Source organism: Actinoplanes sp. CA-252034, assembly GCF_050956125.1.
GTDB lineage: Bacteria > Actinomycetota > Actinomycetes > Mycobacteriales > Micromonosporaceae > Actinoplanes.
The window spans coordinates 3,184,651-3,201,200 of the sequence record NZ_CP191846.1; the positions used below are offsets into that span (position 1 = coordinate 3,184,651).

The 16,550-nt window shown below is 69.0% G+C and carries 11 protein-coding genes; 7 read left to right on the plus strand and 4 right to left on the minus strand.

Translation table 11 applies throughout. The features are described from left to right. The first annotated feature begins 37 nt into the window (after positions 1 to 37). The 6 genes from ACQPZW_RS14320 (at position 38) to yicI (ending at position 9,563) form a co-directional block, all read left to right on the plus strand. Positions 38 to 2,938, plus strand: coding sequence for a glycoside hydrolase family 3 C-terminal domain-containing protein (locus ACQPZW_RS14320; protein WP_433795353.1), 2,901 nt, complete (start codon positions 38 to 40; stop codon positions 2,936 to 2,938). A 124-nt stretch (positions 2,939 to 3,062) separates the two neighbouring features. Further along, the gene (locus ACQPZW_RS14325; RefSeq protein ID WP_433795354.1) at positions 3,063 to 4,079 is read left to right on the plus strand and encodes a LacI family DNA-binding transcriptional regulator; all 1,017 of its coding nucleotides are present in this window, start codon (positions 3,063 to 3,065) and stop codon (positions 4,077 to 4,079) included. A 100-nt stretch (positions 4,080 to 4,179) separates the two neighbouring features. Then, entirely contained in the window at positions 4,180 to 5,487 is a 1,308-nt protein-coding gene (locus tag ACQPZW_RS14330) for an extracellular solute-binding protein (protein ID WP_433795355.1), read from the plus strand. A 65-nt stretch (positions 5,488 to 5,552) separates the two neighbouring features. Continuing rightward, a complete protein-coding gene (locus tag ACQPZW_RS14335; protein ID WP_433795356.1) occupies positions 5,553 to 6,452 on the plus strand; it encodes a carbohydrate ABC transporter permease in 900 nt (299 codons plus the stop codon). After that, complete coding sequence (locus ACQPZW_RS14340; protein ID WP_433795357.1) at positions 6,449 to 7,291, plus strand: carbohydrate ABC transporter permease; 843 nt, start codon at positions 6,449 to 6,451, stop codon at positions 7,289 to 7,291. The genes ACQPZW_RS14335 and ACQPZW_RS14340 overlap by 4 nt, the downstream gene beginning before the upstream one ends. 10 nt (positions 7,292 to 7,301) lie before the next feature. Beyond that, complete coding sequence (yicI, locus tag ACQPZW_RS14345) at positions 7,302 to 9,563, plus strand: alpha-xylosidase (RefSeq protein ID WP_433795358.1); 2,262 nt, start codon at positions 7,302 to 7,304, stop codon at positions 9,561 to 9,563. Positions 9,564 to 10,129: 566 nt separating this feature from the next. On the opposite strand, the gene ACQPZW_RS14350 is transcribed toward yicI, so the two are convergent. From ACQPZW_RS14350 to nhaA, 4 genes are all read right to left on the minus strand, one after another. Continuing rightward, positions 10,130 to 10,534, minus strand: coding sequence for a DUF732 domain-containing protein (locus ACQPZW_RS14350; RefSeq protein ID WP_433795359.1), 405 nt, complete (start codon positions 10,532 to 10,534; stop codon positions 10,130 to 10,132). 134 nt (positions 10,535 to 10,668) lie between these two features. Continuing rightward, entirely contained in the window at positions 10,669 to 11,958 is a 1,290-nt protein-coding gene (locus ACQPZW_RS14355) for a DUF418 domain-containing protein (RefSeq protein ID WP_433795360.1), read from the minus strand. Positions 11,959 to 12,112: 154 nt separating this feature from the next. Next, positions 12,113 to 12,448, minus strand: a complete 336-nt coding sequence (locus tag ACQPZW_RS14360; RefSeq protein ID WP_433795361.1) for a hypothetical protein — start codon at positions 12,446 to 12,448, stop codon at positions 12,113 to 12,115. Then, on the minus strand, positions 12,445 to 13,680 hold the full coding sequence (gene nhaA, locus ACQPZW_RS14365) for a Na+/H+ antiporter NhaA (RefSeq protein WP_433795362.1): 1,236 nt from the start codon (positions 13,678 to 13,680) through the stop codon (positions 12,445 to 12,447). Before nhaA ends, ACQPZW_RS14360 begins: the two co-directional genes overlap by 4 nt. A 214-nt stretch (positions 13,681 to 13,894) precedes the next feature. On the opposite strand from nhaA, the gene ACQPZW_RS14370 reads away from it, so the two are divergent. Beyond that, positions 13,895 to 16,327, plus strand: coding sequence for a phosphoketolase family protein (locus ACQPZW_RS14370; protein WP_433795363.1), 2,433 nt, complete (start codon positions 13,895 to 13,897; stop codon positions 16,325 to 16,327). Positions 16,328 to 16,550 lie beyond the last annotated feature (223 nt).

Consider the following 16,550-nt stretch of genomic DNA (forward strand, 5'->3'; position numbering starts at 1 on the left):
CCGCTTTCTTCGCGCCTTATTCAAAGAGGAGACTGCCATGCGTCTCAGACGCGGTATCACCGCGCTTGCGGTCGCCGTCCTGGTCCTCCCACTGGCGCCGGGATCGGCACACGCCGAGCCGGCCCTCCCGTTCCGCGACCCCGATCTTCCGCTGGCCACGAGGCTGGACGACCTGCTCGACCGGCTCACACTGGACGAGAAGATCTCACTGCTGCACCAATATCAGCCCGCTATTCCGCGTCTCGGGATCGAAGTGTTCAAATCCGGCACCGAGGCTCTGCACGGCGTCGCCTGGTCCAATGACTACTACGACAACTCGGCCAAGATCGACGCGACGGCGACCGTTTTCCCGCAGGCGGTCGGACTCGCCAGCACCTGGGATCCGGCGCTCATCGAGGAGGTCGGGTCGGCGGTCGGCGACGAGTTGCGCGGCTTCCACGCGCAGAACCCGACGGTGTGGGGGCTCAACGCCTGGGCGCCCGTGGTCAACCTGCTGCGCGACCCGCGCTGGGGCCGCAACGAGGAGGGCTACTCCGAGGATCCGCTGCTCAGTGGAGCGATCGCCACCGCCTACGGCCACGGGCTGCAGGGCGACGACCCGGAGCACCTCAAGGTCGCGCCGACGCTCAAGCACTACGCCGCCTACAACAACGAGACCCTGCGTGACCGGACCTCGTCGAACGTGCCGCAGCGGGTGCTCAACGAGTACGACCGCAAGCCGTTCGAGATCGCGCTGCGCAACAACGCCGCGACCGGGGTGATGGCCTCCTACAACCTGATCAACGGGCGGCCCGCGACCGTCGACCCGGACCTCGGCACGCTGGTCCGCGGCTGGAGCGACCGGCGGCTGTTCAACGTCAGCGACGCGTGGGCGCCGACCAACCTGACCGGCTCGCAGGCCTACTTCGCCACCCAGGCCGAGGCGAACGCGGCGACCCTCAAAGCCGGGCTGGACAGCTTCACGGTCAACGACACCAACGCCGTGCCGACGGTCACCGCGATCAAGGACGCCCTGGCGCGGGGGCTGCTCACCGAGGCCGACGTCGACGAGTCGGCCGGCAACGCGCTGAGCATCCGCTTCCGCCTCGGTGAATTCGATCCGGACGGTGGCCCGTACGCCGGGATCTCGCCCTCGGTGATCGACAGCCCGGCGCATCGCGCGCTGGCCCGCGAGACCGCCGCGAAGGCCGCGGTCCTGCTCGAGAACAACGGCATCCTTCCGCTTCCGGCGGGCGGGTCGGTCGCGGTCGTCGGTCCCACCGCCGACAAGCTCTACAGCGACTGGTACGGCGGACAGCTCCCGTATCGGGTGAGCATCCTCGACGGGATCGCCGAGCGGGCGTCCACCGTGTCCACCGCGGACGGCGCCGACCGGATCGCCCTCAAGGACATCGCCACCGGCCGTTACGTGACCGCCGGTACGGGCAGCGTCAGCCTTGCCGAGACCAGCCCGACGACGGCCGCGCAGTTCGACACGGTCGACTGGGGCGACGGCGTCTCCACCCTGCGCAGTGTCGCCAACGGCAGGCTCCTCGGCTACGGCTGGGGCCCGTTCGTCACCCGGGCCGCTGACCCGGCCGGCTGGTTCGTGCAGGAGCAGTTCAGGATCGAGGACCGCGGCGACGGTACGGTCGTCCTGCGCTACGCCGGCTACGAGACCCAGGAGTCGTGGTTCCCGGACACCGACTACGTGACCGTGGGCGCCGACGGTGATCTGACCCTCGGTGACGCCGCGGCCGCCACCCGGTTCACCAGGGAGCTGCTGGTCGACGGCGTGGCCGAGGCAGCCGCCCGGGCGAAGAAGGCGCGGACCGCCGTGGTCGTCGTCGGCACCGACCCGTTCGTGGCCGCCCGCGAGGTCCACGACCGCGCCGGCCTCGGCCTCGGCGCCCGCCAGGAGGCCCTGATCAAGGCGGTCAAGGCGGCCAACCCGAGGACCGTCGTGGTGCTCCAGAGCAGCTACCCGCAGACGATCGACTGGGCGAAGCAGCACGTGCCCGGCATCCTCTGGACCACCCACGCCGGCGCCGAGACCGGGCACGCCGTGGCCGACGTGCTCTACGGCGACGTCAACCCCTCCGGCCGGCTCACCCAGACCTGGCCGCGATCGGTCGATCAACTGCCGGCCGACCTGCTCCGGTACGACATCGCCAAGACCGGCCAGACCTACCTGTACGACTCCTCCAGGCCGCTCTACGCGTTCGGCCACGGGCTGTCGTACACCACGTTCCGTTACGGTGTGCCGGCGGTGAGGGACGGCAGGGTCAGCGTCACGATCACCAATGCCGGCAAGCGGGCCGGTGACGAGGTGGTCCAGCTCTACACCCACCAGCGCTCCTCCCGCGACGCCACCGCGCTCAAGCAGCTCCGAGCCTTCCGGAAGGTGCACCTGAGCCCCGGCCGGTCGACGACCGTCACATTCGACCTCCAGCCGTCCGACCTGGCCCGATGGGACCAGACCAGGCAGCGATGGATCGTCGAGACCTCGGTCTACGACATCCTGCTCGGTTCGTCGTCGAGTGACATCCGGCAGCGGGCGGCCTGGGCGGTGAGGGGCGAGACCGTCCCCGCACGGGACCTCGGGAGGGAGACCAGGGCGGAGACGTTCGACGACTACGCCGGTGTCAGGTTGCTCGACGAGACCAAGGCGTCCGGCACCGTCGTCGGCGCCACCGCGGCGGGAGACTGGCTGGCGTTCAAGGACGTCACGCTGCGCGGCGGCACCACGTTCACGGCGCGCGCCTCGGGTAGCGGAACCATCCAGGTCCGTCTCGGCTCCCCGTCCGGCCGGCTGCTCGGCACCGCGACCGTGGCCGGCACGGGCGGCGTCTACGACTACTCGACGGTGACCGCCACTCTGGCCCGCTTCTCCGGCCGCCGGACGGTCTATCTGCTCCCCGGCCCGGGCGTGCGCCTGGCCACGTTCTCGATCAGGTGACCACGTGCCCGGAGCGTGGTGACGGGTGGTGCGGGCCGGGCCCCACGTCACCACGCTCCGGGTGTGAAAGCGCTGATCAGTAGGATCGGCGGAGGGAGAGGCTGTGGCGACTTGGGGAGGCGCAATGCCGACGATCAACGATGTCGCCAAGGCGGCGGGGGTTTCGCCCAGCACGGTGTCGTACGTGTTGAGTGGCCGCCGCCCGATCTCGGCGGAGACCCGGGCGCGGGTCCAGGCCGCGATCGCCGAGCTCGGCTTCCACCCGCACGCCGGCGCCCGCGCCCTGGCGAGCAGCAAGACGAATGTGATCGCCCTGGTCGCGCCGCTGCGCGTCGACGTCAACGTCCCGGTGATCATGCAGTTCGCGACCGCCGTGGTGACCGCCGCCCGGTCGTACAACCATGACGTCCTGCTCCTGACGAAGGACGAGGGGACCGCCGGGCTGGAACGGGTCGCGCACAGCACCATGGTCGACGCGTTGATACTGATGGACCTGGAGCGCGACGACCTGCGCATCCCGGCGTTGCGCCGGCTGAAGCAGCCGTCGGTGCTGATCGGGCTGCCGCAGGACCACACCGGCATCGCCTGCGTCGACCTCGACTTCGCGGCCGCCGCCCGGGAGGCGCTCACCCATCTGGCCGGGCACGGGCACCGCAAGATCGGCCTGGTCGGCCCGTCCCCGGCGGTGTATAAGAGGCAGACCACCTACGCCGACCGGTTCCTCACCGGTTTCCTGGAGGCGTCGGCGGAGCTTTCGCTGCGCACGATGGCGCACCCGTGCGAGCCGGGCACCGAGGGCGTGCGGAGCTGCATGGCCGACCTCGACGCCGAACTGGACGGGATCACCGCCCTGGTGGTGCACAATGAGGAGGCGCTGCGGCCGCTGCTCGACCTGCTGCACGCCACCGGCCGCCGGGTGCCCGACGACGTCTCCATCGTCGCCGTCTGCCCGCGTGACGTGGCGACGGCGATGCCGATCCAGCTGACCTCGATCGACATCCCGGCGCACGACGTCGGGACTCTCGCGGTGGAGACGGCGATGCGGCTGCTGGACGGGCGTCGCGTCGAGTACACCAGGCTGCTGGCGCCCAGCCTGGTCGAGCGCGACTCCTGCCGCGAAATCTCGACGTCACACCGTTGACATGAAGCGGGCTCGTTCCTTAGCGTCTCGACAAGGCCGATTGTCGAAGCGCTTCGACGACGACGACTTCCCGCTTTCATTCCCCTCGGGAGGAACGGCAATGCTCCGATCACGATCCGGTCTCGCGGCCGGTGCTCTTTTGCTGGCAGCGACCCTCGGTCTCACCGCCTGCGGCAGTGACGACTCCTCGACCGAGGGCGCCGATGCCAAGACCCTGACCCTCTGGCACTACGAGGGCCCGAACAGCGCCATGGGCATCGCCTGGAACAAGGCGATCGAGCTGTTCAAGGCCGGCCACCCCGGCGTCGAGGTGAAGTTCGAGGAGAAGGGCTTCGAGCAGATCCAGCAGAACGCCCAGATGATCCTCAACTCCGACAGCGCGCCCGACATCATGGAGTACAACAAGGGCAACGCGACCGCCGGGCTGCTCTCCAAACAGGGTCTGCTCACCGACATCTCGGGCGAGTTCACCAAGCGCGGCTGGGACACGAAGCTGAGCTCCAGCCTGCAGACGACGGCGAAGTACGACGAAGACGGCATCATGGGCAACGGCAAGGTCTTCGGCGTGCCCAACTACGGCGAGTTCGTGACCGTCTACTACAACAAGAAGATGTTCGACCAGTACAAGCTGGCCGTCCCGACCTCGCTCGACGAGTTCACCAAGGTGATGGACACCTTCGTGCAGAACAAGGTGACCCCGCTCGCCGTCGGCGGTGCCGAGTACCCGGCGCAGCAGATCTTCTACGAGCTGGCACTGTCGAAGTCGGACCGTGCGTTCGTCAACGACTATCAGCTCTACACGAACAAGGTCGACTTCAAGGGGCCGCAGTTCACCTACGGCGCGCAGACCTTCGCCGACTGGGTCTCCAAGGGCTACATCAGCAAGGACTCGGCGGGCATCAAGGCCGAGGACATGGGCGTCTCCTTCACCCAGGGTAAGTTCCCGATCCTGATCTCCGGCTCCTGGTGGTACGGCCGGTTCGCCGACGAGATCAAGGACTTCGAGTGGGGCACCTTCCTCTTCCCGGGCAACACCCTGCACCCGGGCTCCAGCGGCAACCTCTGGGTGGTTCCGGAGAAGAGCAAGGCCAAGGCGCTGGCGTACGACTTCATCGACATCACCATGCAGCCCGAGGTGCAGGCGCTGCTCGGTAACAGCGGCGGTGTCCCGGTCGCGGCCGACCCGTCGGCGATCACCGACCCGAAGAACAGGGAACTGGTCGAGACCTTCAACAAGATCTCGACCTCGGACGGCCTGGCCTTCTACCCGGACTGGCCGGCGCCCGGTTACTACGACGTCCTCGTGGCCGGCACCCAGGGCCTGATCAACGGCTCGAAGACGCCCGCCGCCTTCCTCGACGAGATCGCGAAGCCGTACAACGAGAACCTGTCCGACCTCGGCAAGTGATCTCTTGTTAGCCGCGGTGTGGGCGGTGATGACCGCCCACACCGCGAAGGGAAGGGGCCCCCGGCATGGCCGGACGTTCGTCGCGCGAACGCGGTTACGCGCTGTATCTGATTCCCGGTGTGCTCGCCTCGCTCGCGGTGATCGTGGTGCCGCTGGTGATGACCGTGTACGTCAGCTTCACCAAGTGGACCGGCGTCGGCGACCCGCGCTGGGTCGGTCTCGAGAACTACACCCGGCTGTTCGGCGACACCCTGTTCTGGCAGTCGTTCGGCAACATCGGGCTGCTCGTGTTCGCGATGGCGATCATCCCCACGCTGCTCGGCCTCGTGCTGGCCGCGGTGCTGTTCGACTACGTGGGCAAGAAGTTCGGCGACCGCTGGGCCGGCCTGTTCCGCTCCGGCTACTACCTGCCGCAGGTCATCCCGGTCGCGGTCACCGGCATCATCTGGAGCTGGATCCTGCACCCGAGTTACGGCGCGCTCAACCGGATCCTCGAAACGGTCGGGCTGGGCGGGCTGGCGAAGAACTGGCTCGGCGATCCCGACTACGCGCTGTACAGCGTGATGCTGGTGATGATCTGGTTCCAGATCGGCTATCCGGTCGTCATGTTCATGTCCGGACTGTCCAGGATCGACCCGTCGCTGTACGAGGCGGCGGACCTCGACGGGGCGTCCTGGTGGCAGCGGTTCCGCAAGATCACCGTGCACATGATCAAGCCGGAGCTCTACGTCGTGCTGATCACCACCACGATCGCCGCGCTGAAGATCTTCGGCCAGGTCTTCGTGCTCACCAAGGGCGGCCCGAGCAACTCCACCCTGGTGCCGTCCTACTTCGCCTACAAGAACTTCTTCGAGAAGGCCCAGGTCGGGTACGGCTCGGCGATCTCCACCGTGCTCACCGTGCTGATCGTGATCCTCGCCTTCCTGTTCCTCCGTCTCCAGCACCGCTCGGAGGAGCTCCGGTGACCGATCTCGCTGTCAAGCACCGCAATCCCGTCCGCTGGCTCGTCCTGGCCGCGCTGCTCGTGCTGCTCCTGCTCCTGGTCGGGCCGCTGCTGGTGATCGCCGTCAACGCGGTCAAGAGCCCACCCGACTACGCCGCCAACGGGCCGCTGTCGATCCCCACCAGCCTCTACTGGGACGGCATCGTCGACTTCTGGAACCGGGTGAGCTTCGGCCAGAAACTCTGGAACAGCTTCATCACCAGCCTGGTCGTGGCCGTCCTCGGCGTCGTGCTGTCGATCCTCAACGCGTACGCCCTCGGCATCGGCCGGGTCAAGGGCCGCGTCTGGTTCCTGGTGTTCTTCCTGGTCGCCAACCTGCTCCCGCAGGAGGTGCTGGTCTACCCGCTCTACTACATCTCCAAGGAGGCGGGGCTCTACGACAGCCTGCTCGCGATCATCATCATCTTCACGGTCATCCAGAGCGCGTTCGGCACGTACCTTCTGACCTCGGTCTACACCGAGTTCCCCCGGGAGCTGCTGGACGCCGCCTCCGTCGACGGCGCCGGAAAGTGGCGGACCCTGTGGCGGGTCGTCGTGCCGGTCAGCGGCCCCACCCTCGCGGTGCTGTTCACGTTCTTCTTCATCTGGACGTGGAACGAGTTCTTCCTGCCCCTGGTCTTCCTAGTCTCCAACGACAACCAGACCGTTCCCGTCGCCCTCGGCGTCCTGCAGGGCGACCGGATGATGGACGCCACCACGACCAGCGCCTCCGCCCTGATCGGCATCCTCCCCGCGATCCTCTTCTTCCTGATCTTCCAGCGGACCCTCACGCGCGGCATCGCCGCCGGCGCCATCAAGTAAAGGACTTTGGATGAAGTTCACCGACGGCTATTGGCGAAAGCGCGCAGGCGTCACCGTGCTGCACCCCGCCCACCTGCAGGACACGGCGACCGGCCCCGACTCGCTGACCGCCTGGGCCGCCACCCGCCCGATCACGCACCGCGGGGACACCCTCAACTCCGCCCTGATCACCGTCGAGTGCACGGCCCCCGCCCCCGACGTCATCCGGGTCACCGTCTCGCACTTCCAGGGAGAGCGCTCCAAACACCCGAACTTCGCGATCTCTGGCGAACCCGGCGAGGTGCACGTCGACACCCGCTCGATCACCTCGGGCGCGCTGACCGCACGGTTCTCCGACGGCGACGACTGGGCGCTCGACTTCCTCGACGCCGACGGCCGGCGACTCACCGGCAGTGGCTGGAAGGGCATGGGCGTCGTCACCGGCCCCGACGGCGACTACATCCACGAGCAGCTCGACCTCGGTGTCGGGCACGTCGTCTACGGCCTGGGCGAGCGGTTCGGGCCGCTGATCAAGAACGGCCAGACCGTCGACGTCTGGCAGGAGGACGGCGGCACCAGCTCCGAGCAGGCGTACAAGAACGTCCCGTTCTACATCACCAACGGCGGGTACGGGGTGCTCGTCGACCACCCCGGCAAGGTGTCCTTCGAGGTCGCCTCCGAGATGGTCACCCGCACCCAGTTCAGCGTCGCCGGCCAGCAACTGTCCTACCTGGTCGTCTACGGCCCCACCCCGGCCGACATCATCCGCAAGTACACCGCGCTCACCGGGCGGCCCGCGCTCCCGCCGGCCTGGTCGTTCGGCCTGTGGCTGACCACGTCGTTCACCACCGACTACGACGAGGAGACGGTCAACAAGTTCGTCGGCGGGATGGCCGACCGCGATCTGCCGCTGTCGGTGTTCCACTTCGACTGCTTCTGGATGCGCGAGTTCAACTGGTGCGACTTCGAGTGGGACCCGCGCGTCTTCCCCGACCCGCCGGGCATGCTCAAGCGGCTCGCCGACCGAGGGCTGCGCACCTGTCTGTGGATCAATCCGTACATCGCCCAGCGGTCTCCGCTGTTCGCTGAGGGCGCCGCTTCCGGGTTTCTTCTGAAGCGTCCCAATGGCGACGTCTTCCAGTGGGACCTGTGGCAGGCCGGTATGGCGCTCGTCGACTTCACGAACCCCGCCGCTCGCGAATGGTATGCGGGGAAACTGCGGGCGCTCGTCGAGATGGGTGTCGACGCGTTCAAGTCGGACTTCGGCGAACGCGTCCCCACCGACGTGGTGTGGCACGACGGCTCCGACCCGGAACGCATGCACAACTACTACACGCAGCTCTACAACGAGGTCGTCTTCGAGGTGCTGCGCGAGACCAAGGGCGAGGGCGAGGCCGTCCTGTTCGCCCGCTCGGCGACCGTCGGCGGCCAGCAGTTCCCGGTCCACTGGGGCGGCGACAACTCCAGCACGTTCGAGTCGATGGCGGAGAGCCTGCGCGGCGGCCTGTCGCTGATGTCGTCCGGGTTCGGCTTCTGGAGCCACGACATCGGCGGTTTCGAGGGCATGCCCGACCCGGCGGTGTTCAAGCGCTGGGTGGCCTTCGGGCTGCTGTCGTCACACAGCCGGCTGCACGGCAGCTCCTCCTACCGGGTGCCGTGGCTGTTCGACGAGGAAGCCGTGGACGTGCTGCGGTCGTTCACCCACCTGAAGTACCGCCTCATGCCGTACATCTTCGGCGCCGCCCGCGAAGCACACCTGACCGGCCTCCCCGTGATGCGCCCGATGCCCGTCGCGTTCCCGCACGACCCGGCCGTCACCTACCTGGACCGGCAGTACATGCTCGGCCCCGACCTGCTGGTCGCCCCGGTCTTCACCGCCGGCGGCGAGGTCTCCTACTACGTCCCCTCGGGTAGATGGACCCGCTACCTGCCGGCTGACGGAACCGCTTCGACGGTCGAGGGCCCCCGCTGGGTGACCGAGACCCACGGCTTCGCCACGGCCCCGCTGCTGGTCCGCCCGGGAACCGTCCTCCCGGTCGGATCCCGCCACGACCGCCCCGACTACGACTACCGCGACGGTGTGACCCTGCACCTGTTCGAGCCGGCCGAAGGCCGAACCGCGGTCGTCGTCCCCGGCCCCACCGGCGCCGACACGGTCTTCACGGTCTCCCGCTCCGGCGCGAACGTCGTGGTGGGCCGGATGGGCGACGCGCTGCCCTGGCAGGTCCAGGTCGGCGACCAGGTCACCTCCCTCCCCGCCGACGAGGACAGCTGCACCCTCACCCTGGGTTAGCAGAACCGGACGCCCGGCCCGCCCACCGGCGGCGCCGGGCGTCTCCAGCTCCCTCAGCCCGGCGGCAGGCTGAGCGGGGCGGCAGGCTGAGCGCGGCGGCAGGCTGAGCGCGGCGGCAGGCTGAGTCCGGCGGCACGCTGAGCTCGACGGCCGCTTTCACCTGATCGGCGCGACCAGCCGGCAGGGCGTGGCGCGCGGTATCCGCGGTGATTCGGCCTGGTCGGGTTCCGGGTGCGCCCGCTGCCGAGTCAAGCCGCGCGGTCCCGGACGATGCTTCAAAGACCCAGCTCTGCAGCGCGTCCGGTCGAGGCGGTCGCTGTGCCGGTGCCGGTTGCCTTCGCCGCCCCTCTACAGGTGGCAATCGAATCCGCACCCGGCGCTGGGTAAACTGGCCGCCCTTCTACAGGCGGCAATCGAACCCGGACCGGCTCGGGCGCCCGATCAAGGGCGGTGATCGGATCCGGACGTCGATCCGGTGCCGTCGGGGCCGACCATCAACCCAGAACAGCTCGCTCGCCGGCCGGATCCCCAGTCCTGGGGCATGCCCCGGATTTCGGTTTCCAAGCTCACGAGCCGGCGCAAAGGCTGGTCCTCGCCGCTGCCACGATCTGCTGGGCGACGGTCTCATCGACCTTGAAGCGTGCGGCAGCGTTCCGGAGCACCTCGGCTTCCGTCTTCGACCGCAGGATGTCGTGACAGATGCTCATGCCGTGGGCGAGAGCGTCACCGTCCGTCGCGAGCCGGCTGTCCAGTTTTGCCAGTTCCTCGCGGAACGCTTTCAGCCCATCCTCGGAGAATCGTAGACCCGGCTCCAGAAACGCCGACCCTCGCGATGATGCCGCCGTCGATACCGCCGTCGATACCGCCGTCGATGCTGTCGCTGTCGCAGTCGCTGGCTCACGGCCTGCACAACCGACCAGCGTACTGATCGCGGCCACCACACCGACCGCCCAGATTCGACTCGCTCGCATCGGCGCTCCCGTCCCCTGTGGAGTGTGCTCTCGAGAGCACGTTACGGCCTCCGGGCACGACCTTTGGACCGGACCGCGACCGCGCTACTGTCGGGCCGCCGGTTCGGCCAGGGAGCGAACGGGCGACCCGCGCATCACGGGTGCGGAGGTCGGGTCGCGGGCTGTGGTGCCGTGGGTCGGGGGCGGCCGTAGGTGATGCGACGGGTCAGGGCCTCGAACGGGCCCCGGTGGTCGGCGGCTCGCATCCGGTCGGCTATCAGGACGGTGACCGCCCAGGTGGCGATGGCGAGTGTTGCCGTGCCGGTGATGGTCAGCGTGCCGGACAGGTTCAGCAGGAACGGTGTGAACACCACTGCCCACGTCACCGACTGCATCAGGTAGCAGGTCATCGAGCGCCGGCCGGCCGCTGCGATTGCCCGGGTGACCGCCCCCGGCCTGTCCTCGGCGGGCTGAGGGCACGCCTCCTGACCCGCGGTCTGCGGGCCGGCCGTCGGTGGTGCCGGGACGGCCGGCCTGCCGTCGCGGGCTAGCGACAGTAGGGCGAACAGGGCGGCGTAGCCGAAGCCGCCCAGAACGCCCGTGGTGCTGTGCAGGGCGGCCAGCCACTCCAGGGCGGGCTGAGGTGGGGGAGTGGTCACGCCGGACAGGAGCAGGGCTATCGGTTGAGCGCCCAGGACTGCTGTGAGCACTCCTGTTGCGGCTGTCCGGCGCAGGAGGCGGCGGTGCCGGGCCGGGTGCTCCAGGATGCGGCGGCGGCCTGCCCACAGGCCCAGGGCGAAGGGGCACAGGAAGCCGAGTGGGCCCAGTGCCGCGATGACCAGTGCTGTCGGGAACCGCTCCGGGAACAGGGCGGTCAGCGTGGGTGGGAGCATCGCGGTGTCGGGACCGGATGGGCTGATCGTGGACGGGTCGGCGCTCGGTAGGGCGTTCAGCATCAGGAAGGCGCCGGCCGTCACCAGCAGCCATCGGTCTCGCCAGAAGACCATCAGAGCGCCGAACAGCAGCAGGACTCCGTAGGCGGCGAGGATGTCGCCGACATAGAAGAGCACGGCGTCGGTCAGGCCGATGACGACCAGTGCGGCGGCGCGGCGCCAGAGCAGGCGGCGGGTCGCCCAGCGGGTCGGCTGCTGGGCGTGGTGGGTCTGGTGGCGGCTGACCATGCGGGCTGTGCCGTAGCCGAAGAGCAGGCCGAACAGGGGGAACGCCCGGCCGTCGGCGAACGTGGTCAGCAGCCAGATCACGGTGCGGTCCGGGGCGGAGCCGTCCTGCGGGTAGCCGCCGATGACGATGGGGGACCGCAGGAAGTAGTGCGTGTTGGCGAGCGCGATGAACAGCAGCATGAAGCCGCGGGCCAGGTCCGGGCCCAGGGCCCGGGCCCCCGGCGTCACGGGGCCTGACGAGGCCTCTTGCGCACTCACGAGCATGCGTCGACCGTACGAGCGCAGGGGTCTGATCTGCAGTTGCCTTAAGTCTATGAATCGTGACTTCGGTATCGTTCCCGCGTTCGGCCGGGAGGCGCGCGGCGGGCGGGGGAGGCGCGCGGCGGGCGCGTCGCTCAGTGACCGGTGTGTCGGTTCGTCATGGTGGGGCGTCGAACCGGCGGGCCAGGTCGCGATGGGCGGCGGCCGCTCGGGTGGCGTCCAGGTCGCTGAGCGGCGACGACGGCGCCGGGCCCAGCTCGGCGACCTGGTCGGCGAAGCGGCGGTGCTGTTCGGCGGCGTGCTTGCGGCAGGGCAGGCAGGTGACGGCGTTCGGTTCGGCGGAGGTCATGACGAACGGCACCCGCACGCCGCAGGCGGTGGTCACCTCGGCTGGCAGCTCGCTGATCAGGCCGAATGTGGAGGCCAGAAGGTTCCGCTGGGCGGCCCGGTAGCGCAGCCCGCCGCTCTCGACGTGGATGTGCGGGTCGTTCACTGATCGTCCTCCCGTTGGTAGACGTCGGGAATGCCGTCGGCGTCGCGATCCTCCTGTTCGGCGTCGTACAGCCGACGGTAGTGGCGATTGCGGATGCGCAGCACCACCGCCGCGAGCAGCGCGGCGATCAGGGAGCCGCTGAGCACGCCGAGTTTGGCCTGGTCGTCGAGGGCGTTGCCGGCGCCGAAGGCGAGTTCGCCGATCAGCAGTGACACGGTGAAGCCGATGCCGCCGAGCAGGCCGAGCCCGAGGACGTCCCACCAGTTCAGGCCGTCGGCGAGGCGGGCCCGGGTGAACCGCTGGACCAGCCAGGTGGCGGTGGTGATGCCGAGCGGTTTGCCGACGACCAGGGCGAGGACGACGGCCACGGTGACCGCGCCGGTGCTGCCCCCGACGGCGACCCCGGAGGCGAAGAACGCGAAGACCGGTACCGCGAAACCGGCGGACACCGGGCGCCACAGGTGCTCGAATCGTTCGGCCGGGGTGATGCCGCCGGGGCCGTGAACGGGCACGGTGAAGGCGAGGGCCACCCCGGCGACGGTGGCGTGGATGCCGGAGGCGTGCGTCAGGGACCACGTGACCGCGGCCAACGGCACCAGCAGCCACCAGCGTGTCCGTCCGCGCTGCACCAGCAGGCCGAACGCGGCGACACCCAGGGCGGCACCGAGGAGGGGGAGCGCGTGAAGGGCCGACGTGTAGAAGATCGCGATCACCAGGATGGCGAGCAGGTCGTCGACCACGGCCAGGGTGAGCAGGAACGTGCGCATGGCGGCCGGCAGATGGGTGCTGATCACCGCCAGCACGGCGAGCGCGAACGCGATGTCGGTGGCGGTCGGGATCGCCCATCCCCGCGGATCGCCACCGGCGGCGAGGTAGATCAGGGCGGGGGCGATCATGCCGCCGACCGCGGCCGCGACCGGCAGTGCGGCGCGACGTGGATCGCGGAGGTCCCCGGCGACGAACTCGCGCTTGAGCTCCAGACCGGCGACGAAGAAGAAGATCGCCAGGAGGCCGTCGGCGGCCCACGTCGCCAGGGACAGGTTCAGGTGCCATCCGGCCGGGCCGACCCGGAGGTCCGACACCTCCTGGTAGAGGTCTCCCCATGGGGAGTTCGCCCAGCCCAGTGCGACGATCGTGGCGCCCAGCAGGAGCAGGCCGCCGACGGTCTCGGCGCGCAGCACATCGGCGATCCGGCGGGCCTCGGGCCAGGATCCGCGGGAGAACAGTGTCATGGTCGACCTCCGGGCAGGGTTCGGCAAACGCCGACCAGGCTTCCCGGCACACCAGCGGCCAGTTTACGTGGCCTTCATTTCGCGGTCCGCGTGTGCCGTACATCGGCGGGGGTAACGTCCCGAACGGAGGGGCCGAAAGACCCGTGCCGGTGTTCCCCACCGCCGATACGTTGATCGTGACCAGTCAGGAACTCGAGAAGACCATCCGAGAGGAATGACCGTGACCGCCGTTTCGGACAACCGGGCCGCCATCCGCGACCAGGAGCTCGTGCGGAAGCTTGCCGCTCCGGACGATGCCGAGGTCGCGAGCCTCGACGCCTGGTGGCGGGCCAACAACTACCTCACCATCGGGCAGATCTATCTCCAGGGCAACCCGCTGCTGCGCGAGACGCTGACCTCGGAGCACATCAAGCCGCGCCTGCTCGGTCACTGGGGTACGAGCCCGGGGCTGTCGTTCGTCTACGCCCACGTGTCGCGCCTCATCAAGCAGACCGGGCAGCAGGCCATCTACCTGGCCGGGCCCGGTCACGGCGGCCCGGCGCTGGTCGCCGCCGGCTACCTGGAGGGCACCTACTCCGAGGTGTATCCGAAGGTCGGCCTGGACGAGGGCGGCCTGCTGCGGCTGTTCCGGCAGTTCTCCAGCCCCGGCGGCATCCCCAGCCACGTCAGCGTGACCACGCCCGGCAGCATCCACGAGGGCGGCGAGCTCGGCTACGTGCTGGTGCACGCGTTCGGTGCGGTCATGGACAACCCGGATCTGCTGGCCATCGCCGTGGTCGGTGACGGCGAGGCCGAGACCGGCCCCCTGGAGGGCTCCTGGAAGGGCATCTCCTTCATCAACCCGAAGCACGACGGCGCGGTCCTGCCGATCCTGCATCTCAACGGCGCGAAGATCGCCGGCCCGACGGTGCTGGCCCGCAAGGACCCGGCGGAGGTGCGCAAACTCCTCGAGGGCCACGGCTACGACGTCATCGAGATCGAGGGCGAGGACCTGCCGGGCATGCACCACCGGTTCGCCGCGGTGCTCGCCGAGGCCTGGGGCAAGATCAAGACCATTCAGAGCGAGGCCCGCGGCGGTACGTGGGACGGCAGCCGCCCGCGCTGGCCACTGATCGTGATGCGCACGCCGAAGGGCTGGACCGGGCCGGACAAGATCGACGGCATCACCGTGACCGGCACCTGGCGTTCACACCAGGTTCCGCTGTCCGGCGTCAAGGGCAACGACGAGCACCTGGCCGAGCTGGAGAAGTGGCTGCGGTCGTACAGGCCGGAGGAGCTCTTCGACGCGTCCGGCGCGCCCGTGCAGATCATCCGCGACCTGGCCCCGCCCGGAGACCTGCGGATGAGCGCCACCCCACACGCCAACGGCGGCCTGCTCACCTCCGACCTGGACCTTCCCGACTTCCGGGACTACGCGGTCGACGTGAAGCGCCCGGCCGAGGGGCGCGCCGAGTCGACCCGCAAGCTGGGCGAGATGATGCGCGACATCTACTCGCGCAACCCGGACAGCTTCCGGCTCTTCTGCCCCGACGAGACGAACAGCAACCGTCTCGGCGCCGTCTTCGAGGTCTCCGACCGGGCGTTCATGGAGGGCGTCACCGGCGACGACGTGAAGCTGAGCAACTCCGGCCGGGTGATGGAGGTGCTGTCCGAGCACAACTGCCACGGCTGGCTGGAGGGCTACAACCTCACCGGGCGGCACGGCATGTTCGCCACCTACGAGGCGTTCGCCATGGTCAGCGCGTCGCAGACGGTCCAGCACGGCAAGTGGCTGCAGGAGGCGTCGCACCTGCCGTGGCGGGCCAAGGTGCCGAGCCTCAACATCCTGCTCACCTCGACCGCGTGGCGCAACGACCACAACGGCTTCTCGCACCAGGGCCCCGGCCTGATCCAGGTGGTGCTCAACCAGCGCGGGAACGTGGCCCGCGTCTACCTGCCGCCGGACGCCAACACGCTGCTCTCGGTGGCCGACCACTGCTTCCGCTCCCGGTCGTACGTCAACCTGATCGTCATCGACAAGCAGCCACAACTCCAGTGGCTCGACATGGACCAGGCGATCGAGCACTGCCGCAACGGTGCCGGCATCTGGGAGTGGGCGGGCACCGACGACGGCGACCGTGACCCGGACATCGTGCTGGCGTGCGCCGGCGACGTGGTGACCATGGAGACCGTGGCGGCCGCGCAGATCCTGATGAAGAAGCTGCCGCAGCTCAAGGTCCGCGTGGTCAACGTGGTCGATCTGATGACCCTGCCGCGGCCGAAGGACCACCCGCACGGCATGGGCGAGACCATGTTCCGTGAGCTGTTCACCGACCACGTCGACGTGGTGTTCAGCTTCCACGGCTACCCGGGCGCCATCCACCAGCTCGTCCACGGCCGGCCGGACGCCGACCGGTTCCGGGTGCGCGGATTCATCGAGCAGGGCACCACGACCACCCCGTTCGACATGACCGTGCGCAACAAGGCTTCGCGCTACCACCTGGTGATCGACGCGATCAACAACGCCCGGCGGCTGCCGGCCGGCGCGACCGAGGTCAAGGCCTGGTGCGAGGCGCAGCTGGAGAGGCACGAGAAGTACGTGGTCGAGCACCTGGAGGACATGCCGGAGGTGCGGGACTGGTCGCTGGAGGACTGGGCCGAGAGCTGAGCCGTCCGGTGGGAAATCCCACTGCCCACTGCACGTAGGTGAGCGATACCGCGCGCGAATTCACAGATTCGCGCGCGGTTTGCCTATTGGAGTTCGCGAATCAGACAGCAAGTAGTCATCAATTCTTGCGAAAGTGCGCCCGAGACCTGTCTCACCCTTTTATTCATCGGCGCGGGAAGCGAAAGTGAGGGGAGCAACTACCCGTCGCTCGACGATGAGGAAG